Source organism: Microbacterium sp. Bi121 (assembly GCF_918698005.1).
Classification (GTDB): Bacteria; Actinomycetota; Actinomycetes; order Actinomycetales; family Microbacteriaceae; genus Microbacterium.
The window spans coordinates 58,665-85,346 of the sequence record NZ_CAKKLJ010000003.1 but is presented as its reverse complement, the minus strand read 5'-3'; the positions used below and the strand labels follow the sequence as shown (position 1 = coordinate 85,346).

The following is a 26,682-nucleotide window of genomic DNA, read 5'->3' as shown; positions in this document are numbered from 1 at the left end:
GCATGCGGTCGCGTCTGCGCTGGCTGCGCCCGCGTCCGCCCGAACTCGCACTCATCGCGGTCACGGCGGTGTGGGGCGGAACGTTCCTCCTCGTCCATTGGGCGATGGAGCACTCGGGGCCCTGGTTCTTCGTCGGGGTTCGGTTCGTGTTCGCCGGGCTCATCAGCGTCGTGATCTTCCACCGCGCGCTGCGCGGCATGCGCTGGATCGATGTCGGGGCCGGAGCCGCTATCGGCGTCATGATCCATCTCGGCTACGGCCTGCAGACGTTCGGGCTCCAGACGATCGAGAGCAGCACATCGGCGCTGCTCACCGCGCTGTACGTGCCGATGGTGCCGTTCGCGCAGTGGGCGGTCTTCCGCCGGAGGCCTTCGGCGATGGCGTTCGCCGGGGCGGCACTGGCGTTCGTCGGGTTGCTGCTGATCGCCGGCCCTGACGCCCTCAGTCTCCGACTCGGCGCCGGTGAGATCGCGACGCTCATCAGCACGCTGCCGATCGCCGGCGAGATCATCCTGATCGGGCTGTTCGCGAACCGCATAGACCTCGGACGCATAACGATCGTCCAGCTGCTCACCGCCGGCATCCTCGGGTTTCTGACGATGCCGATCGTCGGCGAACGGATGCCGGAGTTCTCCTGGATCTGGGTCGGAGCCGCGGTCGGTCTGGGCGCAGCGAGCTGCCTGATCCAGCTCACGATGAACTGGGCGCAGAAGTCCGTGTCGCCGACGAGGGCGACCGTCATCTACACGGGCGAGCCGGTGTGGGCGGCGATCATCGGACGGCTCGCCGGTGAACGGCTGCCCGTCACGGCTCTGCTCGGCGGCGCGCTCGTCGTGCTCGGCATCCTGGTCGGCGAACTGCGCCTGACCCGTCGGCGCTCGGCGCATGCGGTCGCGCTGTCGGAATCCGCCGCCGCTGCAGAAGTTTCCGCAGCGCCCGCAGCGAAGGACAGCGCGGAGCAGGCATCAGCCACGCGAGGTCAGGATGCGGCGGGGTCGGCGCCGTCGGAGGGCTTCGGAGCGGAGGGCTCAGCTGCGGACGGCTTCGGAGCCGCGGAGGCCGGGCCGGAGGGCTCGCCGTCATCGTCCTTGTCGTAGAGAACCGGTCGGTCGAGGGTCTTGTCCTCGTACTCGCGCGGGTCGACGGCCAGGATGAGCATCGACAGGATCAGCAGCGTGACGATGAAGGCACCACCGCCGATGACCAGCCCGAGACCGACGGGCGTGAGTCCCTGATAGGTGCCGCTGGCGATCGCGTTGTTGACGCGCGACGTGAAGGCACCGGTCGAGACGAGAGTGACGACGGCTGCGAAGACACCGGCGGCCAGCGCGATGCCGAGCAGGTGCAACGGGCGCAGCAGCTCACGCCGGGTGGACTTCTGGTCGCTCATGCAGCGCCTCCGGTCGGGGTCGAGTCACTCGAGGTCGAATCGGTCCGCGCCGGCGCGCCTGCGACATCGGCGGCCTCGGTCGACACCGGCTCGGGGCGACGCGGCGAGAATCCCGCGATGGCGAGGAAGACCGCGACGATCGCGCAGTAGCCGCCGAACATGCCGACCGCGAGGATGATTCCGGTCAGCGTCAACTCGCCCGCGCCCTCGACCGAGTACTGCAGCGCGTAGTTCGCGGGGATCAGCAGGAGAACGACCGCGAGCAGGAGTCCCAGGGCGCCGATCGTGACCGCGTCCCGCGCGGCCGGGTCGGTGCGGCGGGCGCGCAGGCCCGCGATGAGCTCGACGAGACCCGATGCCGCCGCCCAGATGATCACCACGACGAAGAACGCCGCCTCGGTGCGCCAGGTCGGGATGCCGCTCACAATGGCCGCTGCGAGATCGATGACGGCGAGCAGGATGAACGGCCAGCGGGTGCCGGCGGATGCCACCACCCACGCGCCGACGATGAGGATGAACCCGCTCGCGGCGACGAATCCTCCGAACACGGAGAAGCCGATCGCGGCGGAGTGATCCGGCGAGAACGTGATCATGAGCGCCGAGGCTGCGGCGAACAGCGCGCGCAGCAACTGAAGGTGGCGCACGGTGAACGTGCGGGCAGGGGCAGACATGACGAATCCTCGGTCGGAGTGGTGTACTCCAGTCTACGCGGGGCGGAACGGGCCGCGCCCACGCTGGATAATGCGGATTCGCAGGGCCCTCGTGCGCGTAGCGAGCACGGCGATCGCTCACTAATAATGCGCATTATCACGTTGACCTCGGGACAACTCGCCCGCAGACTGCTGACAGCACCCCGCACCCGATCGAGGAGGATCGATGCCGCGTCACCGCTTCACGCAGGCCGACGTCGCCGCCATGGCCGGCGTCAGTCAGTCGACCGTGAGTTTCGTCCTCAACGGCAGCGCTCCCGCGGGCGTCCGCATCTCGGATGAGACCCGCAGCCGCGTGCTCGAGGCGATCCGGATCACCGGCTACTCCGCGAACCCGCTCGCTCAGCGATTGGCCGGAGGACGCAACCAGATCCTCGGCGTCTTCACTTACGAGACCACCTTTCCCCGCGGCGGCCACGACTTCTACGGCGCGTTTCTCAACGGCGTCGAGCATGCAGCAGAGCGGCTCGGCGTCGACATCCTGCTGTTCACGTCCGCCCGCGTCATCGACGGGAAGCGTCGGCTCTCGCGAGACGGCTGGCAGCGGCTCGGCATCGCCGACGGATGCCTGCTCCTCGGCCAGCACGAAGACCAGGGTGAGCTGCAGCATCTGCTCGACACGAACTACCCCTTCGTGTTCATCGGCAAGCGCGTCAGCGAAGGACGTCTGCTGCCCTACATCGGCGCAGACTACGTCGCCGCGACCGCCCGCCAGGTCGACAGGCTCGTCGCCGATGACCACCGTCGCATCGGATACGCGGGGCTGCAGGGCTCCGACCAGTCGACGCTCGATCGCCTCGCCGGTTACCGCCAGGCAATGCGCACGCACGGCCTCCCGTTGCAGTTCGTCGATCTGCATGATGTCGCGACCGCTGCGGAGGAGATCGCCGAGCGCGGGATCACCGCCCTCCTGGTGACACCGGAGAACTCGCCGGAGGAGATCGCCGCCGCGCTCGAGGCCCGCGGCCTCAACGTGCCGCAGGACGTGTCGATGCTGATCCTCGGTCAACCGCTTCATCCGGTGAAGGGCTCGCGCAGGTGGTCGGGGTTCACCGTTCCGCGCGAAGAGATGGGCGCCAGGGCGCTCGTGCTGCTGTCCCGCATCGTCGACCGCGAGAACGCGAACGGGCGCGCCCAGAACGGCCAGCCTCTCGACGACGCCGATCTCCACCAGATCCTCCCCTGCCCCGACGCCGACGGCGACTCGTTCGCCCCGGCGACGGCATCCGACCGCATCGAAACCGAAGGACCCATCCGTGACCGATCCTGAACTCACTGCCGACATCCTCATCGTGGGAGGAGGCCTCGGCGGTGTCGCCGCCGCCCTCGCTGCCGCCGATCGCGGCGCCTCCGTGATCCTCACCGAGGAGTTCGAATGGATCGGCGGGCAGCTCACGTCACAGGCGGTACCGCCCGACGAGCACCCCTGGGTCGAGGAGTTCGGGATCACCGCCCGCTACCGCGCTCTGCGCGACGGCATCCGCGACGTCTACCGGCGGCGCTATCCGCTCATCGACGCCGCCGCGGATCGCGCGGATCTCAACCCCGGCGCCGGATGGGTGTCCAAGCTCTGCCACGAGCCGCGCATCGCGGTCGGGGTTCTCGAGGAGATGCTCGCCCCGCACCGCTCTACCGGACGCGTCCGCCTGCTCGAACGGCGACGTCCGATCGCCGCGCACGTCGACGGCGACCGCGTCACGAGCGTGACGCTGGCCTCCGAAGTCGGCGAAGACGACGTGACGGTCCGCGCCGCCTATGTGCTGGATGCCACAGAGACCGGCGAGCTGCTTCCGCTGACCGGCACGGAGTACGTCACCGGGTTCGAGTCGCGCGCACAGACGGGTGAGCCGAGCGCACCCGAGGACGCGCAGCCGGAGAACATCCAGGCCGTCAGCGTGTGCTTCGTCGTCGAGCACGTCGACGGCGACCACACGATCGAGCGGCCCGCGGACTACGACTTCTGGCGCTCGTACACGCCTGCCGCGTGGCAGGGCGAACGGATGCTGTCCTGGACGGCGCCCAACCCGCGGACGCTCGAGTTGAGCACGCGCGAGTTCGATCCGAACCCCGGCGACGACGCCCTCGCCGTCGACGCCGACCAGTCCCGCAACGCCGGAGACCACAATCTCTGGATCTTCCGCCGGATCGCTGCACGCGACCTGTTCGACCAGGGCTTCTACGCGAGTGACCTGTGCCTGGTGAACTGGCCGAGCATCGACTACTTCGTCGCCCCGGTGATCGATGTCCCGCGTGAGATAGAACTCGAACGGTACGCGCAGGCCCGCGAGCTCAGCCTGTCAATGCTGTACTGGATGCAGACCGAGGCGCCTCGCCCCGACGGCGGCACCGGGTTCCCCGGGCTCCGGCTCCGGCCCGACATCATGGGCAGCGCCGACGGCCTCGCCCAGGCGCCCTACCATCGCGAGTCCCGACGCATCAGAGCGCTGACGACGATCACCGAGAACGACGTCTCGTACGCCGTCCGCGGCGAAGCAGGGGCAACCCGCTACGACGAGTCGGTCGGAGTCGGCATGTACCGGATCGACCTGCACCCGTCCACCGGCGGTGACACGTACATCGACGTCGCATCCACCCCGTTCGAGATCCCGTTGGGCGCGCTGATCCCCGAGCGCGTGACGAACCTGCTCGCGGCGAACAAGAACATCGGCACGACGCACATCACCAACGGCTGCTACCGACTGCACCCCGTGGAGTGGAACATCGGCGAAGCCGCCGGCCACCTCGCCGCGTTCTGCATCGCCGAGGGCACGACGCCGCACGCCGTCCACGCCTCGGGCGAACTGCTCGCCGATTACCAGCGCGAACTCAACGCCAGCGGTGTCGAGCTCCACTGGCCCGAGGGGCGTGTCCACGCCTACTGACCCTGCACGACTAACCCGCAATCACAGAGAAGGAGAAAGCATGAGCCCCCTCAACACGCGACGACGCCTGTCGCTCACCGCGGGTGCCGGCATCGCCGCCGTCGCCCTGGCCCTCACCGGATGCAGCGGCTCCCCCGCCGGCACCGAGACACCGGACGAACCCGTCGAGCTGCGCATGACGGTATGGACCGCAGACGAGACGCAGCTGGCGATGTTCCAGGAGATCGCCGACGCCTACGTCGCCGAGAACCCCGAGCTCGTCTCGAAGGTGACGTTCGAACCCATCCCGTTCGAGGACTACACCACGACCCTCACCACCCAGCTGGCCGGCGGCAACGCCCCAGACCTCGGCTGGATCCTGGAGAGCTACGCACCCGAGTTCGTCTCGTCAGGAGCACTCGCCGACATCACCGACGCGCTGAAGGACGACGAGGACTACGACTACGACGACCTGCTCGACTCGTCTCTCGCGCTGTGGCAGAAGGACGATCGCCTGTTCGCGTACCCGTTCTCGAACAGCCCGTTCGCGATGTTCGTGAACACCGATCAACTCGAAGCGGCCGGTCAGCCGAACCCGGCCGACCTCGTGGCGTCGGGCGATTGGACGTTCGACGCGGCCCGCGACATGTCGGCGGCCGCGGCTGAGACCAGCGGCACGGCCGGCCTCGTCGTGCGCGACTTCGACTACCAGGCATGGGAGGTCCTCGCGTCGGTCTGGGCCGCGTGGGGTGCGGCGCCATGGAGTGAGGACGGCACGACCTGCACGCTCACCGATCCCGAGATGGTCGACGCCATGACGTGGTACCACGATGCCGTGTTCGTCGACGGGGCGATTCCCGGCCCCGGCGTCACCGCCGACTTCTTCGCCGGCGACGCGGCGATGACGATCACCCAGATCAGCCGCGCCTCGGCCCTGGACGACTCGTTCGCCTGGGACATCGTGCCGCTGCCCGACGGCCCAGGCGGTCACCAGAACGTCATCGGCCAGGCAGGAATCGGCGTGTTCGCCAATGCCGAGCACCCGACCGTGGCCGCGGACTTCCTGGCGTACTTCACCGACCCGGCGAACGCCGAGAAGCTCGCAACGTACTTCCCGCCGCCCCGCGAGTCGCTGCTGAACGCCGAGACGCTGGGAGCCGCCAACCCGAAGCTGAGCGAGGAGCAGCTGCAGGCCGTGGTCGTCGACGGCATCCAGGATGCCGTCACCAAGCCGACGCACGTCAACTTCGCCAAGCTCCAGGACGCAGTCCGCTCGCAGCTCGATGCGATGTGGACAGCCGATGCCGACGTGGAGCAGGTGCTGTCCGGCACCTGCGAAGCGATCACACCGCTGCTGGAGGGCTGATCGAATGACCTCCTCCGCCGTCCTCGCGACGGTCGAAGCCGCGGAGCGGAAGGGGCGCACCCGGCGTCCCCGCCGCTCCGCGGTGGCACGACGCGATGCCATCGTCGGCTACACGATGGTCGCCCCAGTGGTGCTCGGCTCCGTCGCGTTCGTGATCGTGCCGCTGGTAGCGGTGCTGTGGTTCTCGCTGCACGACTGGAACGTCCTGGCGAACACATTCGTCTTCTCCGGCGCGGACAACTACGAGCGGATGCTGTCCGACCCGGGGCTGCGCGACTCGCTGCTCGCCAGCCTCTGGTTCTCCATCGGCCTGGTCGTCCTGAACGTCACCCTTGCGCTGTTCCTCGCGGTGCTGCTCAACCAGAAGCTTCCGGGTACGACCACATTCCGCACCTTCTTCTTCTCCCCCGTCGTCGTCTCGCTCGTCGCGTGGACGATCGTGTGGAGCTTCCTCCTCCAGGCGGACGGCGGCATCAACGGATTCCTGTCGCTGATCGGCATCCAGGGCCCGAACTGGCTGCGCGGCGACTTCACCGCGATGGTCTCGGTGATCATCGTCCAGGTCTTCAAGAACGTCGGGCTGAACATGATCCTCTTCCTGGCGGCGCTCCAGGGCGTGCCGGAGGAGATCGGCGAGGCCGCCAGGATCGACGGCGCCGGCGCCTGGCGTCGCTTCCGTTCGATCACGCTGCCGATGATCAGCCCGACGATCCTGCTGGTGATGATCCTGACGATCGTCGGTTCCCTCGAGGTTTTCGCACAGATCGCCGTGCTGACCGGCGGTGGACCGGGAAACTCGACCACGGTGCTCGTCTACTACCTGTACCAGCAGGCTTTCCGTTTCAACGACTTCGGCTACGCCAGCGCGATCGCCGTGCTGATGTTCCTCATCGTGCTCGCCCTGACACTCGTGCAGTGGCAGACGAGGAAGAGGTGGGTGTTCCATGAGAACTGATGTGCTCGATACGGCGCAGGAGCTGGACACGCGCACGGTGGTCACCGGACGCACCGGCCTGAGCGCCGAAGGGCTCACCGCTCGGCGTCGCCGGAAGTGGGCGTCCGTCGGTCCCGTCGCGCTCATGGCCGTGCTCAGCATCCCGTTCGTGTTCCCCACACTGTGGATGGTGACGAGCAGTTTCAAGCCGATCGGCGAGATCCTGCAGAAGGTGCCGACGCTGTGGCCTGCGAACCCGACCGTGGAGGCGTATGGCGAGGTGTTCCGTCTGCAGCCGTTCGCGCAGCAGTACTGGAACAGCCTGTACATCGCCGCTCTCGTCACGATCGGAACGATGCTCGTCGCTGCCATGGCGGGCTACGCGTTCGCCCGGATCCGCTTCCCCGGTGCGAACGCGCTCTTCCTGCTGGTTCTGGTCGGGCTGCTCGTGCCGAGCGAGGTGACGATCGTTCCGCTGTTCCGGTTCGTGAACGGCCTCGGTCTGATCAATACGCATTGGCCGCTGATCGTGATCCCGATCTTCGGTGCGCCGGCGGTGCTGGCCGTGTTCATCATGCGGCAGTTCTTCCTGGGGCTGCCGACCGAGCTGGAAGAGGCCGGCCGGATGGACGGCTTGGGCCGCTGGGGCATCTTCTGGCGGATCGCGTTCCCGCTGTCCAGGCCCGCGCTGGCCGCAGTGGCGATCTTCACGTTCCTGAAGTCGTGGAACCTCTACCTCGAGCCGATCGTCTACCTCTCCAGCAAGGACATGTTCACGCTTCCGCAGGCGCTCACGCAGTACGTCGACGCGTACGGAGGGCCGATGTGGAACGTGCAGCTGGCCGCGACCACGTTGACCGTCGTGCCGGTGCTGCTCGTGTTCCTGTTCGCGCAGAAGCAGTTCGTGCAGGGGCTGGCGCACACCGGCCTGAAGGGCTGAGCGGCTCGCCTTCGCCCCGCAAACGCGGGGCTCGGATCATCCCCAGTTCGATCCGGGCCCCGCGTCGCGCGCAGGGAGGCACCGCGTACGGTCGGCCCGCGGCAGGTACTGACCCCCAGCCACCGCGATACGACCGCGCGACCATCGCCGGGCACCTCGGGCCCGAGGTGCCCCTTCTGGCCGTATGCTCGACACTACTTCCGTGTTCGTCACATACCCCGGGGAGGGCTGTGATGCAGATGCAGGATTATTCCGCGAGCGGTCACGGCGGCGACTTCGCCGCCGCGCTGCGCACGGCCATAGACGCGCGCGCCGTCACCTTGAGCTGGTTGCGCGAACGCCTCGCCGCGAACGGGAACCCCGTCTCCGGGGCCACGCTCAGTTACTGGCGCTCAGGCGACCGACGCCCTGAGGGCCCGCAGTCGCTCGCCGCCGTGGAGCAGTTGGAGTCGCTGCTCCATCTCGACGCCGGGACGCTGCTCTCGCTGATCGGCCCGAGCCAGCGCGTCGGCCCGATCGGCACACCGCAGTACCCGCTCGAGCAGGCGCGTCTGGAGCAGGCCGTCGCGGAGACGTTCACCGCACTGGGCTCTCCGGTGATGGATCCGGGGCGCGACGTCTCCACCCACGCCGTGACCGAAGTCGGTGCGGACGGGTTCGTGATCTCGCGCACCACCCGCACGATCCTGCAGTGCACCTCCGGGACCATCACGCACGTCCCGTACTTGGATCTCACCCCCGATCAGCCTGTACCTGCACCGATCTTCAGCATGGTGTCCGGAGGCCGCATCTCGGGCCTCCACTCCCACCACACGGGTGAAGTGCACGGCGCGATGTTCGAACTCGAGCGCCCTCTCGGGCCCGCGCAGACGACGATGATCGAGTGGAAGCTCGAGTTCCCGTCCGGCTACCCCGGCATGCGTGAGACCGGGCACGGAGTGGCGCGCAATGCGCGCGACCTCCTGCTGTGGACCCGGTTCCATCCCGACGCCCTGCCGTCCTGGATCGACGAGATCGAGGAGACGCCGGATGGCACGATCGTCACCGAGCAGCACCTCGACGGTGCGACGACAATCCACCAGGTCCGGCGCAACTGGGGCCCGGGGATGCTGCTGCACCGCTGGGGCTACGACGACAGGGTGTGACCCGAGTTACTCGCCGGTGGCGACGGGGCGGCCCGGAGTGTTCGACCACTGACTCCACGAACCGTGGAAGATCTTCGGCCGGATCCCCGCCTCGATCATCACCAACGCTGTGTGCGCCGCGGTGATGCCGGAGCCGCAGTACGCACCGACCTCTACGCCGCCGGTGACGCCCGCCTCGACGAGGCGCGTGCGCAGCTCGTCGAGATCACGCAGCGTCCCGTCTTCGCGGACGTGGACGGTCGTCGGCAGGTTCACCGCGCCGGGGATGTGTCCGGCGATCGGATCCATCGGCTCGACCTCGCCGCGGAAGCGCTCCGCCGCCCGGACATCGAGCAGGATGCCGGATGCGGCGAGCGCTGCGGCCTCGTCGATCGTGAGGCTGTCACCGGTGATGTCGCCGAGCACGACGTCGCCTGGTTCCGGCGTGACTTCGCCGGTCTCGACCTCGCCACCCGCAGCCTGCCAGGCTTTCCAGCCGCCGTCGAGCACTCGGACGTCGACGCCGCCCTGGCGCAGCATCCACCATGCGCGCGACGCGGGAAGACCGCCGGCATCGTCATAGGCGATGACGATGCCGCCGTCATCGACACCCCATCGGCGAGCGGCATCCTGAACCTGTTGCGTGGTGGGAAGCGGATGACGGCCCTCATCCGCTCGGCCATGCCGTGAAAGCTCGGTCTCGAGGTCCACGTACACGGCGCCGGGGATGTGGCCCACGCGGTGATCCGCCCGTCCATTAGGGCGATCGAGGCGCCAGCGCACATCGAGGATGCGCACCCCACCGTCGATCAGATTCTGAAGCTCTGCCGCGCTCACCAGTTGAGACATGGCTTCAGGCTACGACGCGTCAGTCGCGGTCGCCGCCCTCGTCCGCGTCGTCCTCGTCGTCATCCGCGTCGTCGTCGGACTCCGCCGGCTCGGCGACCTCGGGGTCGAGCTCGATGATCTCGTCGCCCTCCTCGAGGACATCGACGTCATCGGCGTCCTCCTCTTCGGCGCCGGATGCGGCGGCGACGCCCTCCGGACGGATGAGCTCGCGGACCTCGGCCATGAAGCTGTTCAACTGCTGCTGCTGCCAGCGCAGCTGACGCGTGCGGTCCTCGGCGTCGCGCAGGACGTCGGTGGTGTGGCCGGTGACGGTGCTGACGATCTTCTGAGCCTTCTGACGCGCACGGTCGAGGGTCTCGCGTGCGCGGACCTGCGCATCGGCTTCGATCGCCTGGGCCTGCGAGCGCATCAGCTTCTCGTAGTCATCGGCCTTCGCGGAGATGCGCTTGGAGTGCTCGAGAGACGCCGCGACCTGCTCGTTCGCGTCGGTGGTGATGCGCTCGGCGTGGGCGACCGCCTGATTGTGCAGGAGCAGGAATTCCTGTTGGGCGTCGTCCTGACGGCGGGTCAGTGTCTCTTCGAACTCGAGGACGCGGGCATTCATCTCGCGCACCTCGCGCTCGGCATCCGCTCGCTGCTGCGTCGTCTCGCGGGTGACCATCGAGCGGAGCGCTGCAGCGCCCTTCTCGGCCTCGGTGCGGATGGTCGCGGCCTCCTGCTCGGCCTGGTTCACCTTCTCGGCCGCGTGCGCGGCTTCACGCTCGATCCCCGCCTGGTGAGCGGTGTATTCGGTCTCGATGCGCAGGCGCACCTGATCGGCGTCGTGCTGAGCCTGGGTGGTGACGCGATCGACCTCGGCGGCGAGCTCCGCGCGACGGCCGTCTGCCTCTTCGCGCGCAGCCTCGAGCAGACGCTCGGCCTGCACGGCGGCGTTCTGGATCAGGACCGATGCCTGCTCCTCGGCGACCCGGAGCACAGCCTCGAACTGCAGACGGGAGCCCTCGGTGTCCGTCTCGTCCTTCGGGGCGGCGACGAGCTCGTTCGACAGTGCGGTGATCCGCTGGTCCGACTCCTCGACCTGCGCACGAGCGGCGGCGAGGTCCGCCTCGAGCGCGGCGATGCGCTCCTCATCAGCCGCGCGAGCCTCGGCCAGCTGCGACTCCTGCTGCTTCTCGATCTCGGCGATTCTGGCGTCGCTCTCGGCGGCGCGCGTCTCGCTCTCCGAGCGCGCGGACTCGAGCTCGGCGCGCACTGCTTCGACCTCGCGGCTCACGCCTGATCGGGCTTCTGCGACCTCGGACTCGGCGCGCTGAACCTGCATGCGAAGACCGGCGATCGCGGCATCCACCTCACCGCGGTCGTAGCCGCGGAAGCCGACGGTGAACGAGTCCTGCTCACGGGTAGGGCCCTGGGCGAGCTGGTCGAAGAAGTCGGCTCCGTGCTCGGCGGTGTTCTCGGCGGATTCGGTCACGATGGACACCTTTCGGAGCGGTGGGAGAAGGGGCGACGAGCCCGATTCCCAGCCTAACCAGTACGCGTGCGCGCCGACACTGTCGCGACGATAAACTGCCGTCGTCCCCCGACTGAAGGAACCAGCGATGCCGCGTTTCGACCTGCCAGCAGAGCAGCTGCGCACCTACCGGCCCGAGGTGGCGGAGCCGGCCGACTTCGACGACTTCTGGGAGCAGACGCTCGCCGAATCCCGCGAGCTCGCCGCTCCCATCCAGCTGCGCCGTATCGACTCGCCGCTGCAGTCGGTCGAGGTCTATGACGTCACGTTCAGCGGGTTCGGCGGCGACCCCGTCGGCGGATGGCTGCTGCTGCCGGCGGATGCCGACGACGCCGTCCCGGCGGTCATCGAGTACAACGGCTACGGCGGCGGTCGGGGCCTGCCGCACGAGAGGCTGGCGTGGGCGGCATCCGGCTATGCACATTTCTTCATGGACACCCGCGGCCAGGGCAGCGGGTGGGGGACCGGCGGCGTGACGCCTGACCCGCACGGCTCAGGGCCCGCGGTGCCCGGGTTCATGACGCGCGGCATCGACGACCCGAACGAGTACTACTACCGTCGCGTCTACACCGACGCCGTGCTCGCGATCGACGCGATCCGCTCGCTCGACCGCGTCGACGAGACGCGAGTGGCCGTGACCGGCACCAGCCAGGGCGGCGGGATCGCGATCGCCGCCGCTGCCCTCTCAACCGGGCTCATCGCAGCGATGCCGGACGTGCCGTTCCTGTGCCAGTTCGAGCGGTCCGTCGGACTGACCGAACGCGACCCGTACGCCGAGGTCGTCCGATATCTTGCCGTGCATCGGGATGCCGCGGAACGCACGTTCGAGACGCTGTCGTACTTCGACGGCGTGAACCTCGCTCGTCGTGCCACCGCACCCGCGCTGTTCTCGGTCGCACTGATGGACCCGGTGTGCCCGCCGTCGACCGTGTACGCCGCGCGGAATCACTGGGGCGGCACCGCCGACATCGTCGAGTACGCCTTCAACGAGCACGAGGGCGGGCTGGGCATGCAGTGGCAGAAGCAGGCCTCGTTCCTCGCGGAGCGGCTCGCCGGCTGAGACCGCCGCGGCTGAGGTCGCTTCAAAGAGCGCAAATGACCGCATCTGCGGCTGAGATGCGCTCATTGCGCTTCCTGACGATCAGACGGTCAGCAGCACCTTCGTGGCGCGCCGCTCGTCCATGGCCCGGTATCCCTCGGCGGCGTCTTCGAGCGGCAGGGTCAGGTCGAAAACGGCGCCCGGGTCGATGGCACGGTCCCAGATCAACTGGATGAGCTCGGGCAGGAAACGACGCACGGGCGCCGGGCCGCCGTGCAGGTGCACGCCAGAGAAGAAGAGTTCCTCACCGGGGAGCGCGACATCATGCGAGACGCCGACGTACCCGACGTGTCCGCCGGCCCGTGTGGAGCGGATCGCCTGCATCATCGACTCCTGGGTGCCGACCGCTTCGATGGTCGAGTGCGCACCGAGCCCGTTCGTGAGCTCCTTGATCCTGGCCACGCCGTCGTCGCCGCGCTCTTCGACGATGTCGGTCGCGCCGAACTTCCGGGCCAGCTCCTGGCGATCGGCATGCCGACTCATCGCGATGATCCTTTGTGCACCGAGCTGCTTCGCGGCGAGGATGCCGAGCAGGCCGACCGCACCGTCGCCGACCACAGCGACGGTCTTGCCGGGACCGACCTCAGCCGCGACCGCGGCGAACCAGCCGGTGCCGAGCACGTCCGAGGCGGCCAGCAGTGCGGGGATCAGATCAGCGTCGGGCTGTCCCGGCGTTGCGACCAGCGTGCCGTCTGCGTGCGGAACGAGTGCGTACTCCGCCTGCGTTCCGAACTGTCCCATCGGCACGACGTGCACGCAACGGGACTGGTATCCGGCCTGGCAGATCTCGCAGGTGTTGTCGGAGGCCATGAACGAACCGACGACGAAATCGCCGCCCTTCACGTTCTTCACATCGGAGCCGATCTCCTCGACGACGCCGACATACTCGTGCCCCATTGGCGACTCGTGCACGCTGTCGGTGCCTCGATAGGGCCACAGGTCGGAGCCGCAGATGCAGGTCGCGGCGATCTTGATGACAGCATCCGTCGACTTCGTGATGGTCGGCTTCTCGCGCTGTTCGACACGGACATCCCGCGGTCCGTACATGACTACTCCACGCATGTGTGCGCTCCTTCTGTTCCGTTCCCTGTTCTGTTCCCTCAGTCAACTCCTTCCGGCCGCGCACCGGGAGTGCCTGGCGAGCCGTGTACCGACAGGGCACCCCACGCTCCGCCTGCTCGCGAGCTGGGCGGCGGAGCATCCGGCGCCGGCCCCACGAGACGCCGCGTCCTGACCCCTTCCGCCCGCGGTCAGGCGTGCAGCGCGCGGATCCGGTCGAGGTCGGCGCGGACATCCGCCGGCTCATCATCGAGTGGCATGTTGTCGGCGTCCAATGCGCCGTCGAGTCCGGCGTCCGAGGCGAGCGCGGCGAACAGCGGGGCGAGGTCGGATTGCGCCTCGCCTCGCTCCGCGACGAGCTCGAACGTCTTCCCGATCGCGGCATCCGAGGTGAGAGCCGCCACGAGGACGTCGGCGATCTGCGATCGGGCGATGGCGCCGTCGGCCGGGCTGCCTGCGTGACGCGTGTCGCCCTGCAGGAACTGCAGGTGATGCTGGTCGTAGTCGTTGTAGTCGAACCACGCCGGCCGCACGATCGTGTACGGGTGACCGCTCGCCCGGACGAGCCGCTCGGAGCGGCGCTTCCAGTCGTGCGCTCTCGTGGAGCGGTTGTATGAGCCTTCCCGGTACGTGACCCCGATGGCTGTCATCAGGGCGATGCGCACCGGCCGGTCGCCGATCGCTTCCAGGACGTTGCGAACCCCGCCGTAGTCGACCTCTCGAATGTCCTGCGCGGAACCGTGAGCGCCGTGGGTGAACACGACAGCGTTGATGTCGCGAACCGCGTCGGCGAGAGACTCGGGGTCGGTGAGATCGCCGGTCACGACGCTTTTCCCGGTGCCGCGACTGAGAATGCGGATGCTGTGACCGGCATCGGTTGCGACGCGAGCGACGTAGCTGCCGATGCTGCCGGCGCCTCCCACGAGAAGGACGTCGAGATTCGTCATGGTGCTCCTTCGTCTGCCGCGGATCGTGCGGCGGTCTTGATCTCGGCGAGGGCGCTCATGAAGCCCTCCGAACAGCCGCTGGCCCCGGCGAGGCGTTGTACGTCGATGGTGTCGACGTCGAACCCGACGATCTCGTCGCCGAGCGCATCGGCGAACCGCTGCTGGTGGCCGAGGGATGCGGTGTCTTCGGCAGGGGTGGTGAGGCTGACGGCGGTGACGACGCCGCCTTCGAGGGTGAGCGTGACGTCTTGGTGAGACGGGAGTGATCCGTACCAGCCGGTCGCCTCGTACGTGCCGTCGGCGTATTCGGAAGGCAGCGCGGAAGATTCCGGTGCTGGAGTCGAGTTCGCGGCGCAGCCGCCGAGGCCCGCCCCGAGCATCACAGCGCCGAGCGCGGCAGATCGTCCCCGCACCCGCATCATGCTTCCGGGATCTCGCGCCCGAACGTCTCTATCGTGATGTCCTCGGGATCCGGGCCGCGGCGAACGTCGGTGTCGAGCGCGTCGATGGCGGCGAGCTCATCCGCTGTCAGTTCGAAGTCGAACACGGCGAAGTTCTCGGCGATCCGGGCCGGACGCACCGATTTGGGCAGAGCAGAACGACCCTGCTGCAGATGCCAGCGCAGCATCGCCTGAGCCGGTGACTTGCCGTGCTCCGCCGCGATCGCCTTCAGCGTCAGATCATCGAACGCGGATGCTCCGTTGGGGCGATACGCAGTGATACCGCCGATCGGCGACCAGGCCTGGGTGACCGTGCCGGCGGAGGAGTCAGCATTCTGCACCGCGCGCTGTTGGAAATACGGGTGCACTTCGATCTGGTTGATCGCCGGAACGATGCTCGTCTCGGCCTCGAGGCGGTCCAGATGATCGGTCATGAAGTTGCTGACGCCGATCGCGCGGACCCGACCATCGGCGAGCAGCCTCTCGAGTGCCCTGTACGCGCCGACGGTCAGATCGAAACGCGACGGGAGCGCTTGGTGCAGGATCAGCAGGTCGAGCCGGTCGACGCCGAGCTTGCCGGTGGACTTCTCGAACGCATGCAGAGTCTCGTCATAGCCGTAGTCGCTGATCCACACCTTGGTCTCGATGAAGATCTCGTCGCGAGAGAGGCCGGACCGGCGAATCGCCTCGCCGACCTCTCGCTCGTTGCCGTAGGCGGCCGCCGTATCGATCAGGCGGTAGCCCGTCTCGAGTGCCGTCGTGACCGCTGCGACGGTCTCCTCGGGGGCGGCCTGGAAGACGCCGAAGCCGAGGGCCGGCATCGTGACGCCGTTGTTCAGATTGAGGTTCATGGTCATGAGGTCATTCCACTCCGTCCGCGGCATCCGGAACAGTGCAGGCCGTTCCGGGTACTGGCAGTGCCTCCCTCCCTCGGGTGACTCGGCGTACGGTCGGATCATGGACACCAGAGGCGAAGTGCGCGAGTTCTTCTCGACGAGGCGCGCACGCATCACCCCCGACCAGGCAGGCCTGCCGGCGTACGGCACCAACCGACGGGTCCCTGGACTGCGCCGTGAAGAGGTGGCGATGCTGGCCGGCGTCAGCGTCGACTACTACACGCGGATCGAGCGGGGTGATCTGTCCGGCGCATCGGACGGCGTCCTCGACGCCCTGGCACGGGCCCTGCAGCTCGACGACGCCGAGACGGCGCACATGTTCGATCTCGCCCGGATCGCCAGTGCCTCGCCGATCGCGCACAAACCGCGCAAGAAGACCGATGAGCTGCGTCCAAGCATCCTGCGCCTGCTCTCGGCCATCACGGAGGCGCCGGCGATCATCCGCGACAACTACTTCGACTATCGCGCCGCGAACGACCTCGGCCGCGCGCTCTACGCACCGGTCTTCGCAGAGGCTGCTCCGAACAGCGCACGTTTCGCCTTTCTGAATCCCGCCGCGCAGGATTTCTTTCCGGACTGGGACCGAAACACGCAGGAGCTCGTCGCGACCATGCGCGGCGAGGCCGGCCGCAACCCGTTCGACAAGAAGCTCACCGACCTCGTGGGCGAACTGTCGACGCGCAGCGAACGGTTCCGCACCCTCTGGGCTGCCCACAACGTGCGTTACCACCGCACCGGCGTCAAGCGGATCAATCATCCGATCGTCGGAGAGCTCGAACTCACCTATGAAGCGTTCGAGTTGCCGGCCGACCCCGGGCTGCAGCTGTCCACCTACACCGCCGAGCCCGGATCGCCCTCGGAGGACAAGCTCCGACTGCTGGCCAGCTGGGCCGCACCGGACACCACGGGGGGTCCGTCCCTGGCATCCGATGCAACCGACCACACGCAGATCTGAAGGGAGATCGACCGTGCACACGCGCACTCTCGGCCAAGGCCTGCAGGTCTCCGCCATCGGCCTCGGCGCTATGGGGATGTCCCAGAGCTACGGCCAGAACCCCGGCGACCGCGAGGCCATGTTCGGCGTGCTCCGCTACGCGGTCGAGCACGGCGTCACCTTCATCGACACAGCCGAGGTCTACGGGCCGTTCGACAACGAGGAACTCGTCGGGGAGGCCATCGCTCCGATCCGTGACGAGGTCGTGGTCGCGACGAAGTTCGGGTTCGACATCGTGGACGGCGTCTCGCGCGGAACGGACTCGCGGCCGGAGCACATCCGCCGTGCGGCGGAAGGCTCGTTGCAGCGCCTGGGTGTCGAGGCGATCGACCTGCTCTACCAGCACCGTGTCGACCCGACGGTTCCGATCGAGGACGTCGCAGGGACGGTCGGCGAGCTCGTTGCCGAGGGCAAGGTGAAGCACTTCGGCCTGTCCGAGGCGGGGGTGGGCACGATCCGTCGCGCGCACGCCGTGCATCCGGTCACCGCCGTGCAGAGCGAATACTCCCTCTGGACGCGCGACCCGGAGGCCGGGGCGCTGGCGACGTGCGCGGAGCTGGGCATCGGCTTCGTGCCGTTCAGTCCGTTGGGCAAGGGATTCCTCACCGGGACGGTCAGCGCCGACGCAACCTTCGGCACCGGCGAGATCCGTGCGCGCGTCCCGCGCTTCGAGCCCGAGAACCTCCGCGCCAACCAGGGGCTCGTCGACCGGGTCCGGAGTCTCGCCGCCGAGCGGGATGCGACCCCGGGGCAGGTGGCCCTGGCGTGGCTGCTGGCGCAGCATCCCTTCATCGTGCCGATTCCTGGTACGAGACGCCGTGAACGTATCGACGAAAACATCGCTGCCACCCAGGTCGCCCTATCGGCGGACGACATCGTCGAGCTGAACGGGCTCGCCGACCGCATCGGTGTCGCAGGCGATCGTTACGACGAAGCGGGGATGGCAGCGGTCGGCCTCTGAGGCGCGTCGACGATTCTGCTCTGAGCAGAACGGCTCCCGCCGCGGCGGGGCACGGCGTTACCGTGAACCATGGCTGACATCCTCGATTTCCCCGATCGCTCCACACCGCCTCGACCCGAGCCGCTGTGGCGTCACATGCTCGGCGATCAGTTGCGCCGCAGGCGACACGAGAACCAGGAGACGCTCGGCGAGACCGCCGCGAAGGCCGGGGTGTCGCCGCAGTACCTCTCCGAAGTCGAGCGCGGGCTCAAGGAGCCGTCCAGCGAGATGATCGCCGCGATCGCCGGCGCCCTGGACACCACGCTCATCGACCTCACCAGCAGCGTCGCAGATGACTTGCGCGCGGCTTCGGTGCCGGCATCCGCCGCCGTCCCCGTCTCCGTGTCGGCCGGCCGCGGCGCGTTCGCCCTCGCGGCGTGACGCGCGTCGACAGTCTGGGGTCCGGGAACACGGATGTCGGACGGATGCTGCCGAATCACCCGGCATCCGTGCATCCGGCCCCCGAACTGTCGTCCTAAGCGGCCGTCCGCTCACCGAGCACGGTGTCGATCAGCCCGTACTCGAGCGCTGCCGATGCCGTGAACACCCGGTCCCGGTCGGTGTCGGCGCGCAGCGCCTCGACCGTCCGACCGGTGTGACGGGCGAGGATCGCCTCCATATCCGCTCGCACGCGCACGACCTCGTCGGCGGCGAGGATGAGGTCAGGGATCGCCCCGCGCGACTGTCCGGCCGGCTGATGCAGCACGATGCGCGCGTGCGCGAGGGCAGCACGCTGCCCCGCCGCCCCGGCCGCTGCGAGCAGCGCCGCCGGCCCGATCGCCTGCCCGACGACGGTGGTGGCGACGGCCGGTCGGATGTGCTGCATGGTGTCGTGGATCGCCAGCGCAGCGCCGGGGTCGCCGCCCTCGCTGTTGATGTAGAACTGGATGCCGGTGTCCGGGCTGTCCGCGTCGAGATGCAGCAGCTGCGCGATCAGCGCGTTCGCGACGCCCGCGTCGATGCCGGTGCCGAGGTAGATGACCCGCTCGGACAACAGCTGCGAGTAGACGTCCATGATTCGCTCGCCGCGCGGATGCTGCGCGATGACGTTGGGGATCGTGTAGCCGCTCATCACTTCTCTCCTTCGAGGCCGAGCCCCACACGCGCCCTGCGACGGGGGAACACATCGCCGATCGATGTCGCGATCTCGTCGATGAAGCCGTACTCTTCGGCTTCGACCGCCGTATACCAGCGGTCATGCAGTGAGTCCTCGAAGACGCGGCCCGGCTGCTGGCCGGTGTCGTCGGCGATCAGGCCGAGCACGGTGTCGCGCATCTGGCGGAGGTCGTCGGCCTGGATCTCGATCTCGGCGGCCGAACCGCCGATGCCGGCCGAACCCTGATGCATGAGGATGCGCGCGTGCGGAAGCGCGCGACGCTTGCCCTTGGTCCCTGCGGAGAGAAGGAACTGTCCTGCGCTGGCTGCGAGCCCGAGGGCGAGCGTTGCCACGTCGTTCGAGATCATGCGCATGACGTCGCGGATGGCGAGCATCGACGGAACCGAACCTCCTGGCGAGTGGATCCACAGGGCGATGTCCGCGACCGGATCCTCCGCCGAGAGGGTGAGCAGCTGGGTCATCAGCAGCGTGCCGTTGTCATCGTCGAGGGCGCCGTCGAGCACGAGGATGCGTTCGTGGAACAGTGCGCGTCGGGCTTCGGGGCCGAACTGCGGGATCGGTGTCTCTTCGTTCATGCCCCCACTCTGCGAGCCCTCCGGGGTCGCGTGGCGCGAATCCGCTCTGAGCGGCTCTGCTCTCGGCAGAGGCCGTACCTCAGACGGAGAACAGGGCCGCGAGATGTCTCGTCCCGCGGCCCTGTTCGGCAGTGGTGCTAGGCCATGGCCACCGCGCGTCGGTGACTGACCCGGTGACCGACCCAGAACCCGATCGCGATCAGACCGGCCAGGGCGATGCCGAGCATCCACGGAAGCATCGACGGTGCGGCGCCGGCGGTCGCCGTTGCGAGCGTTCCGGAGCCGTCAGCGATACGACCGTTGCCGTCTGCGAGTGCGGCGGCACCCGTCTCGAGCCTGGCTCCGCCGTCGGCGAGGGTGCCCGTTCCTTCGGCGACCGTCATCGCGCCATCGGAGAGCGTGCCGAGCCCGGTGTCGAGGTCGAATGCGCCCTGCTGCAACGTCGAGGTGCCCTCAGCGAGCGTCGCTGCGCCTTCGGACAGGCTCGTCGCACCCGAGTTCAGGCGGACTGCGCCATCGTGGAGCGTCGTCGCGCCTGCGGAGAGCGTCGTCAGGCCGCCCGACAGCGTACCTGCACCGGTCGCGAGCTCGGCGGTGCCGGACTTCAGCGGCTTGAGGCCGGAGGCGAGCTGCTTCGCACCGGACGCGAGCTGGGACGTGCCCGCCTTCAGTGGGGCGACTCCGGTCGCCAGGTCGGATGCGCCCGATGCGAGGCCAGTCGTGCCCTGCGCCAACGAAGTGAGGCCAGCGCTGAGCTTCGACGTGCCACCCGCAAGCTCGGCGCTGCCGGCCTTCAGATTCTGCGCACCGGCCACGAGGGCGGGTGCGCCCACCTCCACGTTGGTCAGACCGACAGTTCCGGGCCATTTGACAGAAGCGTCGCCGTTGAGGAGAGCGTACGTGCCAGCGGCGAGCCGCTGCGCACCACCCGCGGCTTCGATGACGCCGCTTGCGAGGACGGGAGCCGCCGCGGCTGCGGGCGCAATGCCCTTCACCTGCTGATTGACACCCGCGGCCAGCGTTACGAGGTCTGCAAGATCGGGGTTCGTCTTGGCGAGCTCGGCCAAGCGATCAGCCAGAACCTGGGAGTCCTGCGACGCGGATGTCACCATTCCCGTGATCGCATCCTTATTGGCTGCGAGATACTTCACCTGATCCGTCGCAGCGGCGGAGATCGCGGCGCTGAGATCCTGAGCACCTGCGTTGAGGTTCGTCGCGTACTGATGGGCACCACCGACACCGTTGGCGAGGCTGGTCACACCCACGAGCAACTCCTCTGCGCCGGCATCCACCCGCGCCGCACCATCCGACACCAGTTTGGCGCCGCCGAGCGCGCTCTGCGCCCCGGCATCCACCTGCGCCGCGCCACCGGCCAGCGCCTGCGCACCGTCGGCGACCTTTGTCGCACCGGCATCCACCTGCGCGGCACCACCGGAGAGCTTCTCCGCCCCCGCGACCGCGGACTGCGCGCCGAGGTCGGCCTTCAGCAGACCGGCGGCGAGCTTCTGCGCACCCGAGAGCGCCGACTGCGCACCGTTGTCGAGGCGCGCGGCGCCCGACTCGGCGCTCGCGGTTCCGGCCGCGAGCGTGCCTGCGCCGGTGGCGAGCGTGGCTGCACCCGTCGACGCCTTCAGCGCCCCGGCGGCGAGTTTCTGCGATCCGTCGTGGGCGCTCGATGCGCCGGCTGCGAGGCTCTCGGTTCCGTCCGCGAGCTTCTGAGCTCCGGCGGACAGGTCCTGCGCTCCGGTGGCGAGCTCGGCCGAGCCGTCGCGGGCTGTTCCCGTTCCGTCCGACAGCTCGGCGGCACCCGCCGCGATCTTTCCGGTCGTGAGGAAGAAGATCATCACCATCGCTGCGAGAAGCAGAGCGAGGATGATGACGGTGATGCGCACGCCGTTGCCGTGCGCGTGAGGCTTAGAACTCGTCATCGAGGGCTCCAGAGGTCAGTGGCGTCGTTGCCACTCGCGAGTGTAGGAGCGCACGGGCCGAAGTCGTCCGGCTTTGCGACTGGGTACTAAGTTTCAGATCCGCTGGGACTCGGTTTCTTGTAGTGATCCGACAACAGCGAATGCGCGAGCGAGGTCGGCGATCAGATCTCCGGCGTTCTCGAGGCCGATCGAGAGACGCAGGACGGCGGCATCCGGACGTGCGTCCGCCGGCACAGGGCGGTGCGTCAGAGCGGCCGGATGCTGGATGAGCGAATCCACTCCCCCGAGCGACACCGCGTGCGTGAACAGGTTGACGGCGGATGCCACCCGACTCGCCGCCGCATACCCACCGCGCATCCGCATCGCGATCATCGCGCCGGTGCCGCGCATCTGACGCTCGAGGATCCCCTGCGGATCTCCATCGAGACCGGGGAAGAACACCTCGTCGACCTCGGGCCGATCGATGAGCCATTGCACGACCTGCTGCGCGTTCTCCTGCTGCTGGCGGATCCGCACCGGCAGCGTCGTGAGACCGCGGTGCAGCAGGTAGGCGCCGAGCGGATGCAGCAGCCCACCGGTCACCGCACGAACGCGGCGCAGAGCCTCGGCGATCTCCTCGCTGCACGCGACGACGCCGGCGATCACGTCGCCGTGGCCGCCGAGGTACTTCGTCGCGCTGTGCAGCGACATGGCTGTGCCGTGGTCGAGCGGGTTCTGCAGGATGGGCGTTGCGAACGTGTTGTCGACCACGACGGGAACATCGCCCGCCCCGGCCACGACAGCGGCGATGTCGACGAGGTCGAGCGTCGGGTTCGCCGGCGTCTCCATGACGACGAGCCCGGTGTCGGGGCGGATGCTGACGCCCACCTCGGACGCATGGCAGAAGGTGACCTCGGTGCCGAGCAGGCCTGAACCGAGCAGGTGATCCGTTCCGCCGTACAACGGTCGCACTGCTACGACGTGATGCTTGCCCGTTGCCGCCGTCATCGCGAGGATCACGGCCGTCATCGCGGCCATGCCGGAGGAGAACGCGACAGCCGCCTCGGCGTGCTCCATCTCGGCCAGCGCGTCCTCGAACCGTGCGACCGTCGGGTTCCACAGCCGTTGGTACACGAGGCTGCCGTCGGCGATCGGCCGACCGCCTGTCGCCATCGCCTCGTACGAGTCGCCGCCGCGCTCGATATCGGGCAACGGATTGGTCGTGGACAGGTCGATCGGCAGAGCGTGGACGCCGAGGTCCTGGAGGTCTCCACGGCCGCTGTGCACCGCGATCGTGTCGGGATGCAGAGGCGTGTCGAAGGGCGAGTGCGGCATTGCAGTCATGCTCTCTACGTTGCCGGAATCCCGGTGAGAATGGGAGAATTCGACTGCATCCGCCGCCTGAACGCGTGGATGCAGAATTTTCGACGGATTCGACGGGATCAGAGGTGACCAGGTTGGCGAAAGCGCAACTCGACGAGATCGACCTCGAGATCCTCGCCGCGCTCAGCACGCGCGCCGATCTCACGAACAAGGCGCTGGCGCAGCGGCTTGGGCTCGCCGAGTCGACGTGCGCGCACCGCGTGCGCAGCCTGCGCGATCGCGGCATCATCCGAGACACCCGCGTCCGCCTCGACGCGGCAGCGCTGGGCTACCCGCTCGAGGCCATCATCAAGGTGCGACTGGCCAACCACACCGGCGAGAAGGTCAACGCCCTGTTCGATGCGCTCGTCGCGACACCACGGGTGCTGCAGGTGTTCCACGTCGCCGGCGTCGATGACTTCCTGGTGCACGTCGCGGTTCAGGACGCCACGGCGCTGCGCGACATCGTCCTCGAGCACATCACGGTGCATCCGGTCGTCCGCGGAACCGAGACCCAGCTGGTCTTCGAGCTGCGCGACGGCCGCGGCGTGATCAGGTAGCGCGCCCGTCGCGCTGCTCATTCCTGTCGACGCTGCAGAAGTTTCCGCCGCGCGAACAGCTTTGGACAGCGCGGGGCAGGGAACAGCAGCGCGAGCGCGGGAACAGCAGCGCGGGCGCCTCCCGATAAGGCGAGGTCCTACCGGCGCAGCAGCTTCTTCCAGCGCTTCTGCATGACGACCGGGATGGGCTGGGTGACCACGACATCCACGTTCAACGAGCTGTTGTCCGGTCCCACGATCGCGATCGGGGTGGTCAGCGTCGGCTCGAGCGGATCGACCGGCATCCTCATCAGCGCCCGATGGGCCCGGACGTAGGCCGGGATCAGGATCACGACCGCACCGACCCACGCGAGCGGGTTGCTCATGGCGACGCCGGCGAAACCGAGCACCGCACCGAGCGCGACGGCTGCCGCGACACGCGCGAACAGCTCGACGACCCCGGTGATCGTCGGGATCATCGCCTGCCCGAGTCCCTGCAGCGCGCCGCGCAGAACGAACAGCACTCCCAGCAGCGAGTAGGTCGACCCGTTGATGATGAGCATGAGGTGGGCGCTGTCCACGACCTCGTCGGCTCCGTCTCCGACGAAGAGTCGGACGAGATGCGTGCCGAATGCGATGAGCACGACTCCCAGGACGAGCGAGGCGATGATCGCCATCCAGGTCGCCTGCACGACTCCGGCGCGGATGCGGTCGGGGCGACGACCGCCGAAGTTCTGCGCGACGTACATCGAAACGGCGAGCCCCAGCGAGGCGAGCAGAGCGGTTGCGAGACTGTCGACCCGGGATGCCGTCGTGTAGGCGGCGATGGCCTCGGGGCCCAGGACGTTCAGCGCCACCTGCACGACAAGGGTGCCGATCGCGATGATGGATGCCTGGAACCCCATCGGCAGGCCGAGCCGAAGGTGGTCGAAGATATCGCCCCGTGTGATGCGCCAGTCTTCGCGCCGCACGTGCAGCACAGGCATCCGCCGCCTGACGAACTCGAGGCAGAGCAGCACGGAAACGGCCTGCGCGACGACGGTCGCGAGAGCCGCGCCGGCGACGCCCCACCCGACCGGACCGACCAGCACGATCACGAGGACGACGTTCAGCGCGCACGCGATCGTGAGGAACACCAACGGCGTCTTGGAGTCGCCGATCGCACGGATGATCGCCGACAGGTAGTTGAAGAACATCGTCGCGCCGCCGCCGAGGAAGCTGATCTGCGTGAACAGCGTCGCCTCCGCGAGCAGCTCGGGCGGTGTTCGCATGAGCACGAGGACGGGCTCTGCGAGCAGAGGGCCGCCGACCGTGATCAGGATGCTGGCGACTGCGGCCAGCAGGGTTCCGGTGGTGACCGAGCGGCGCACCGCTGCGGAGTCCCGGGCGCCGAAGGCCTGTGCGGTCGGGATCGCGAATCCGCTCGTCATGCCCCAGGCGAATCCGAGCAGCAGGAACAGCAGACTGCCGGTCGCGCCGACCGCGGCGAGGGAGTTGACGCCCAGCTCACGACCGACGACCACCGTGTCGACGACCTGGTACAGCTGCTGGACGACATTGCCGATCAGCAGAGGGACGGAGAACGCGAGGATGACGCGCCAAGGGCGCCCGGTGGTGAGGGACGTGGCCATGCGGGGGAACGGCTTCCGGAGACGAAGATCAGGGGGAATCGGCTCGCCGAGGATCGGCGAGCGCCCAGTCTATCGAATCGATTCGGAAGCGACAGTGCGCACGCCGACGATTCGCGGCGCCGGCTTCGCTGACGAAACCGCGGCCGGCGCGGGCAGCGTGACGGATGCCGTTACCTCTGGACGCTGCGGCGTCGGCCGTGCCTGGAACGCCCTGACGAGCGGGCGCGCGAGACCGCCGAGCACGAGAGCCGCGATGAGGCCGCCGACTGCGGCGAACGCAGGAATCCACTGCCCCGAGAACCCGGACGTGAGGCTCAGCAGCGCCCCGCCGATCCATGCGGCGGATGCTCCGCCCGCGATCCCGGCGGCACCGAACGCGAGTGCGACCAGAGCCACGATCGCGCAGACGAGAGCGATGCCTGCCCCTGAGATGCCGACCCACAGGAAGAACTCTGCAAGGTCTCTAACCATTCCGATCGTTGACATCCTGACCCCCCGGTCGACTATCTGATTCAACGGTACGCACGACCGCGGACATCCGCATCCATCGGAAGGATGATGTTATTGAAACGGGTCCAAGAAGCGTGAGGTCGCGCCAGGAGGACCATGATGGAGATGTGGCTGTCCCTCTCTCCGAACTCACGCGGATGCCGGATCCGCAGCTCGTCTACGCCGCCGACGGAACCCGGTTGGCGACCTACACGTGGGGCGAGTTCGATGCGCCGGTCGTGGTGATCGTCCACGGCTTCGCCTCGAACGTGCGCGACAACTGGGTGCTCACCGGCTGGGTGCGAGAGCTCACGCGCGCCGGCTACCGAGTGCTCGCCCTCGACCAGCGCGGGCACGGCAACAGCGACAAGCCGCATGAACCGGATGCCTACGCGATCCGCACCCTCGTCGGGGACGTCGAGACGGTCATGGACACCTACCTCGTGGAAGAAGCCTTCTACGTCGGGTACTCGCTGGGCGCCCGCGTGGGCTGGGAGGTCGTGCGCGATCTTCCGCAGCGCATCGACCGTGCCGTGCTGGGCGGCGTGCCGGACGGCATCCCTCTGGAGCGACTCGACCTCGACCAGGTGCGCGCGTACGCGGACGACGGCACGCCGGTGACGGATCAGGCGACGCAGAACTACATCGCTCTCACGGAGCGGGTGCCGGGCAACGATCTCCGTTCGCTCGTCGCGCTGGCTGAGGGAATGCGCAGGACGCGGACCGTCGACCCGGACCCGGCGAACGCGCCGACCAGACCGATCCTGTTCGCCACCGGATCGGAGGATGCCATCATCGCCGGCTCCCGAACCCTGGCGGAGGCGGCGCCCGAAGGGACGTTCTTCGAGATCCCCGGCCGTCACCACTTCAACGCGCCGGGGTCGCGCGCGTTCAAGGATGCTGCGCTGGAGTTCCTCGGCCGCGCCTGACCCGCTTCAACGAG

At 68.4% G+C, this 26,682-nt stretch carries 27 protein-coding genes; 13 read left to right on the top strand and 14 right to left on the bottom strand.

All coding sequences use genetic code 11. The features are described 5' to 3' along the window. Positions 1–2 precede the first annotated feature (2 nt). Entirely contained in the window at positions 3–1,097 is a 1,095-nt protein-coding gene (locus LQZ87_RS05315; protein WP_230102429.1) for a DMT family transporter, read from the top strand. Here LQZ87_RS05315 and LQZ87_RS05310 read toward each other — a convergent pair. Together LQZ87_RS05310 and LQZ87_RS05305 are read right to left on the bottom strand one after the other, a co-directional pair. After that, positions 980–1,390 (bottom strand): hypothetical protein, encoded by a 411-nt coding sequence (locus tag LQZ87_RS05310; protein WP_230102428.1) that lies wholly within the window; start codon positions 1,388–1,390, stop codon positions 980–982. The genes LQZ87_RS05315 and LQZ87_RS05310 overlap by 118 nt on opposite strands. Further along, positions 1,387–2,061: an acyl-CoA synthetase gene (locus LQZ87_RS05305; RefSeq protein ID WP_230102427.1), complete on the bottom strand. Its 675-nt coding sequence runs from the start codon at positions 2,059–2,061 to the stop codon at positions 1,387–1,389. Before LQZ87_RS05305 ends, LQZ87_RS05310 begins: the two co-directional genes overlap by 4 nt. A 205-nt stretch (positions 2,062–2,266) precedes the next feature. Between LQZ87_RS05305 and LQZ87_RS05300 the strand changes: the two genes are divergently transcribed. The 6 genes from LQZ87_RS05300 to LQZ87_RS05275 all read left to right on the top strand — a co-directional run bounded on the left by LQZ87_RS05300 (position 2,267) and on the right by LQZ87_RS05275 (position 9,346). Further along, positions 2,267–3,370, top strand: coding sequence for a LacI family DNA-binding transcriptional regulator (locus tag LQZ87_RS05300; protein ID WP_230102426.1), 1,104 nt, complete (start codon positions 2,267–2,269; stop codon positions 3,368–3,370). After that, complete coding sequence (locus LQZ87_RS05295; protein WP_230102425.1) at positions 3,357–4,982, top strand: FAD-dependent oxidoreductase; 1,626 nt, start codon at positions 3,357–3,359, stop codon at positions 4,980–4,982. The genes LQZ87_RS05300 and LQZ87_RS05295 overlap by 14 nt, the downstream gene beginning before the upstream one ends. A 40-nt stretch (positions 4,983–5,022) precedes the next feature. Continuing rightward, on the top strand, positions 5,023–6,327 hold the full coding sequence (locus LQZ87_RS05290; protein WP_230102424.1) for a sugar ABC transporter substrate-binding protein: 1,305 nt from the start codon (positions 5,023–5,025) through the stop codon (positions 6,325–6,327). Positions 6,328–6,331: 4 nt separating this feature from the next. Continuing rightward, on the top strand, positions 6,332–7,282 hold the full coding sequence (locus LQZ87_RS05285) for a sugar ABC transporter permease (RefSeq protein WP_230102423.1): 951 nt from the start codon (positions 6,332–6,334) through the stop codon (positions 7,280–7,282). Next, complete coding sequence (locus LQZ87_RS05280) at positions 7,272–8,201, top strand: carbohydrate ABC transporter permease (RefSeq protein WP_230102422.1); 930 nt, start codon at positions 7,272–7,274, stop codon at positions 8,199–8,201. Before LQZ87_RS05285 ends, LQZ87_RS05280 begins: the two co-directional genes overlap by 11 nt. Positions 8,202–8,434: 233 nt before the next feature. Further along, positions 8,435–9,346: a hypothetical protein gene (locus tag LQZ87_RS05275; protein WP_230102421.1), complete on the top strand. Its 912-nt coding sequence runs from the start codon at positions 8,435–8,437 to the stop codon at positions 9,344–9,346. A gap of 6 nt (positions 9,347–9,352) precedes the next feature. On the opposite strand, the gene LQZ87_RS05270 is transcribed toward LQZ87_RS05275, so the two are convergent. Both LQZ87_RS05270 and LQZ87_RS05265 read right to left on the bottom strand, forming a co-directional pair. After that, a complete protein-coding gene (locus LQZ87_RS05270; RefSeq protein WP_230102420.1) occupies positions 9,353–10,174 on the bottom strand; it encodes a sulfurtransferase in 822 nt (273 codons plus the stop codon). A 19-nt stretch (positions 10,175–10,193) separates the two neighbouring features. Next, the gene (locus LQZ87_RS05265; RefSeq protein ID WP_230102419.1) at positions 10,194–11,645 is read right to left on the bottom strand and encodes a cell division initiation protein; all 1,452 of its coding nucleotides are present in this window, start codon (positions 11,643–11,645) and stop codon (positions 10,194–10,196) included. 127 nt (positions 11,646–11,772) lie between these two features. On the opposite strand from LQZ87_RS05265, the gene LQZ87_RS05260 reads away from it, so the two are divergent. Then, complete coding sequence (locus LQZ87_RS05260) at positions 11,773–12,744, top strand: acetylxylan esterase (protein WP_230102418.1); 972 nt, start codon at positions 11,773–11,775, stop codon at positions 12,742–12,744. Between the two features lie 81 nt (positions 12,745–12,825). Here LQZ87_RS05260 and LQZ87_RS05255 read toward each other — a convergent pair whose 3' ends face one another. The 4 genes from LQZ87_RS05255 to LQZ87_RS05240 form a co-directional block, all read right to left on the bottom strand. Then, the gene (locus tag LQZ87_RS05255; RefSeq protein WP_230102417.1) at positions 12,826–13,845 is read right to left on the bottom strand and encodes a zinc-dependent alcohol dehydrogenase family protein; all 1,020 of its coding nucleotides are present in this window, start codon (positions 13,843–13,845) and stop codon (positions 12,826–12,828) included. A gap of 188 nt (positions 13,846–14,033) precedes the next feature. After that, the gene (locus tag LQZ87_RS05250; protein ID WP_230102416.1) at positions 14,034–14,789 is read right to left on the bottom strand and encodes an SDR family oxidoreductase; all 756 of its coding nucleotides are present in this window, start codon (positions 14,787–14,789) and stop codon (positions 14,034–14,036) included. Beyond that, complete coding sequence (locus LQZ87_RS05245) at positions 14,786–15,202, bottom strand: hypothetical protein (protein WP_230102415.1); 417 nt, start codon at positions 15,200–15,202, stop codon at positions 14,786–14,788. Before LQZ87_RS05245 ends, LQZ87_RS05250 begins: the two co-directional genes overlap by 4 nt. Positions 15,203–15,207: 5 nt before the next feature. Beyond that, positions 15,208–16,080 carry an aldo/keto reductase gene (locus LQZ87_RS05240; RefSeq protein ID WP_230102759.1) on the bottom strand — a complete coding sequence of 291 codons (873 nt, stop codon included), beginning with the start codon at positions 16,078–16,080 and terminating at the stop codon, positions 15,208–15,210. A 106-nt stretch (positions 16,081–16,186) separates the two neighbouring features. On the opposite strand from LQZ87_RS05240, the gene LQZ87_RS05235 reads away from it, so the two are divergent. From LQZ87_RS05235 to LQZ87_RS05225, 3 genes are all read left to right on the top strand, one after another. Further along, positions 16,187–17,080: a helix-turn-helix transcriptional regulator gene (locus tag LQZ87_RS05235; RefSeq protein WP_230102414.1), complete on the top strand. Its 894-nt coding sequence runs from the start codon at positions 16,187–16,189 to the stop codon at positions 17,078–17,080. Positions 17,081–17,093: 13 nt separating this feature from the next. Beyond that, the gene (locus tag LQZ87_RS05230; protein WP_230102413.1) at positions 17,094–18,080 is read left to right on the top strand and encodes an aldo/keto reductase; all 987 of its coding nucleotides are present in this window, start codon (positions 17,094–17,096) and stop codon (positions 18,078–18,080) included. 69 nt (positions 18,081–18,149) lie between these two features. Beyond that, the gene (locus tag LQZ87_RS05225) at positions 18,150–18,500 is read left to right on the top strand and encodes a helix-turn-helix transcriptional regulator (protein ID WP_290368246.1); all 351 of its coding nucleotides are present in this window, start codon (positions 18,150–18,152) and stop codon (positions 18,498–18,500) included. A gap of 94 nt (positions 18,501–18,594) precedes the next feature. On the opposite strand, the gene LQZ87_RS05220 is transcribed toward LQZ87_RS05225, so the two are convergent. The 4 genes from LQZ87_RS05220 to LQZ87_RS05205 all read right to left on the bottom strand — a co-directional run bounded on the left by LQZ87_RS05220 (position 18,595) and on the right by LQZ87_RS05205 (position 23,062). After that, positions 18,595–19,191, bottom strand: a complete 597-nt coding sequence (locus LQZ87_RS05220; RefSeq protein ID WP_230102412.1) for an ATP-dependent Clp protease proteolytic subunit — start codon at positions 19,189–19,191, stop codon at positions 18,595–18,597. After that, the gene (locus LQZ87_RS05215) at positions 19,191–19,811 is read right to left on the bottom strand and encodes an ATP-dependent Clp protease proteolytic subunit (RefSeq protein WP_230102411.1); all 621 of its coding nucleotides are present in this window, start codon (positions 19,809–19,811) and stop codon (positions 19,191–19,193) included. The genes LQZ87_RS05220 and LQZ87_RS05215 overlap by 1 nt, the downstream gene beginning before the upstream one ends. A 137-nt stretch (positions 19,812–19,948) precedes the next feature. After that, entirely contained in the window at positions 19,949–21,739 is a 1,791-nt protein-coding gene (locus tag LQZ87_RS05210) for a hypothetical protein (protein ID WP_230102410.1), read from the bottom strand. 93 nt (positions 21,740–21,832) lie between these two features. Then, positions 21,833–23,062 (bottom strand): PLP-dependent transferase, encoded by a 1,230-nt coding sequence (locus LQZ87_RS05205; RefSeq protein WP_230102409.1) that lies wholly within the window; start codon positions 23,060–23,062, stop codon positions 21,833–21,835. 113 nt (positions 23,063–23,175) lie between these two features. On the opposite strand from LQZ87_RS05205, the gene LQZ87_RS05200 reads away from it, so the two are divergent. Further along, entirely contained in the window at positions 23,176–23,640 is a 465-nt protein-coding gene (locus LQZ87_RS05200) for an Lrp/AsnC family transcriptional regulator (protein ID WP_230102408.1), read from the top strand. A gap of 137 nt (positions 23,641–23,777) precedes the next feature. Here LQZ87_RS05200 and LQZ87_RS05195 read toward each other — a convergent pair whose 3' ends face one another. Both LQZ87_RS05195 and LQZ87_RS05190 read right to left on the bottom strand, forming a co-directional pair. Then, positions 23,778–25,250 carry an MATE family efflux transporter gene (locus tag LQZ87_RS05195; protein WP_230102407.1) on the bottom strand — a complete coding sequence of 491 codons (1,473 nt, stop codon included), beginning with the start codon at positions 25,248–25,250 and terminating at the stop codon, positions 23,778–23,780. A gap of 69 nt (positions 25,251–25,319) precedes the next feature. After that, positions 25,320–25,721 carry a hypothetical protein gene (locus tag LQZ87_RS05190; RefSeq protein ID WP_230102406.1) on the bottom strand — a complete coding sequence of 134 codons (402 nt, stop codon included), beginning with the start codon at positions 25,719–25,721 and terminating at the stop codon, positions 25,320–25,322. A gap of 146 nt (positions 25,722–25,867) precedes the next feature. Between LQZ87_RS05190 and LQZ87_RS05185 the strand changes: the two genes are divergently transcribed. After that, on the top strand, positions 25,868–26,668 hold the full coding sequence (locus LQZ87_RS05185) for an alpha/beta hydrolase (RefSeq protein WP_230102405.1): 801 nt from the start codon (positions 25,868–25,870) through the stop codon (positions 26,666–26,668). Positions 26,669–26,682 lie beyond the last annotated feature (14 nt).

What these genes read in the sequence shown, in the direction of transcription:
- LQZ87_RS05275 (WP_230102421.1), top strand. Translation starts at nt 8,435, where the DNA reads ATGCAGATGCAGGATTATTCCGCGAGCGGTCACGGCGGCGACTTCGCC.
- LQZ87_RS05280 (WP_230102422.1), top strand. Translation starts at nt 7,272, where the DNA reads ATGAGAACTGATGTGCTCGATACGGCGCAGGAGCTGGACACGCGCACG.
- LQZ87_RS05220 (WP_230102412.1), bottom strand. Translation starts at nt 19,191, where the DNA reads ATGAGCGGCTACACGATCCCCAACGTCATCGCGCAGCATCCGCGCGGC.
- LQZ87_RS05315 (WP_230102429.1), top strand. Translation starts at nt 3, where the DNA reads ATGCGGTCGCGTCTGCGCTGGCTGCGCCCGCGTCCGCCCGAACTCGCA.
- LQZ87_RS05300 (WP_230102426.1), top strand. Translation starts at nt 2,267, where the DNA reads ATGCCGCGTCACCGCTTCACGCAGGCCGACGTCGCCGCCATGGCCGGC.
- LQZ87_RS05290 (WP_230102424.1), top strand. Translation starts at nt 5,023, where the DNA reads ATGAGCCCCCTCAACACGCGACGACGCCTGTCGCTCACCGCGGGTGCC.
- LQZ87_RS05215 (WP_230102411.1), bottom strand. Translation starts at nt 19,811, where the DNA reads ATGAACGAAGAGACACCGATCCCGCAGTTCGGCCCCGAAGCCCGACGC.
- LQZ87_RS05260 (WP_230102418.1), top strand. Translation starts at nt 11,773, where the DNA reads ATGCCGCGTTTCGACCTGCCAGCAGAGCAGCTGCGCACCTACCGGCCC.
- LQZ87_RS05255 (WP_230102417.1), bottom strand. Translation starts at nt 13,845, where the DNA reads ATGCGTGGAGTAGTCATGTACGGACCGCGGGATGTCCGTGTCGAACAG.
- LQZ87_RS05235 (WP_230102414.1), top strand. Translation starts at nt 16,187, where the DNA reads ATGGACACCAGAGGCGAAGTGCGCGAGTTCTTCTCGACGAGGCGCGCA.
- LQZ87_RS05285 (WP_230102423.1), top strand. Translation starts at nt 6,332, where the DNA reads ATGACCTCCTCCGCCGTCCTCGCGACGGTCGAAGCCGCGGAGCGGAAG.
- LQZ87_RS05210 (WP_230102410.1), bottom strand. Translation starts at nt 21,739, where the DNA reads ATGACGAGTTCTAAGCCTCACGCGCACGGCAACGGCGTGCGCATCACC.
- LQZ87_RS05225 (WP_290368246.1), top strand. Translation starts at nt 18,150, where the DNA reads ATGGCTGACATCCTCGATTTCCCCGATCGCTCCACACCGCCTCGACCC.
- LQZ87_RS05240 (WP_230102759.1), bottom strand. Translation starts at nt 16,080, where the DNA reads ATGAACCTCAATCTGAACAACGGCGTCACGATGCCGGCCCTCGGCTTC.
- LQZ87_RS05195 (WP_230102407.1), bottom strand. Translation starts at nt 25,250, where the DNA reads ATGGCCACGTCCCTCACCACCGGGCGCCCTTGGCGCGTCATCCTCGCG.
- LQZ87_RS05250 (WP_230102416.1), bottom strand. Translation starts at nt 14,789, where the DNA reads ATGACGAATCTCGACGTCCTTCTCGTGGGAGGCGCCGGCAGCATCGGC.
- LQZ87_RS05310 (WP_230102428.1), bottom strand. Translation starts at nt 1,390, where the DNA reads ATGAGCGACCAGAAGTCCACCCGGCGTGAGCTGCTGCGCCCGTTGCAC.
- LQZ87_RS05305 (WP_230102427.1), bottom strand. Translation starts at nt 2,061, where the DNA reads ATGTCTGCCCCTGCCCGCACGTTCACCGTGCGCCACCTTCAGTTGCTG.
- LQZ87_RS05270 (WP_230102420.1), bottom strand. Translation starts at nt 10,174, where the DNA reads ATGTCTCAACTGGTGAGCGCGGCAGAGCTTCAGAATCTGATCGACGGT.
- LQZ87_RS05205 (WP_230102409.1), bottom strand. Translation starts at nt 23,062, where the DNA reads ATGACTGCAATGCCGCACTCGCCCTTCGACACGCCTCTGCATCCCGAC.
- LQZ87_RS05190 (WP_230102406.1), bottom strand. Translation starts at nt 25,721, where the DNA reads ATGGTTAGAGACCTTGCAGAGTTCTTCCTGTGGGTCGGCATCTCAGGG.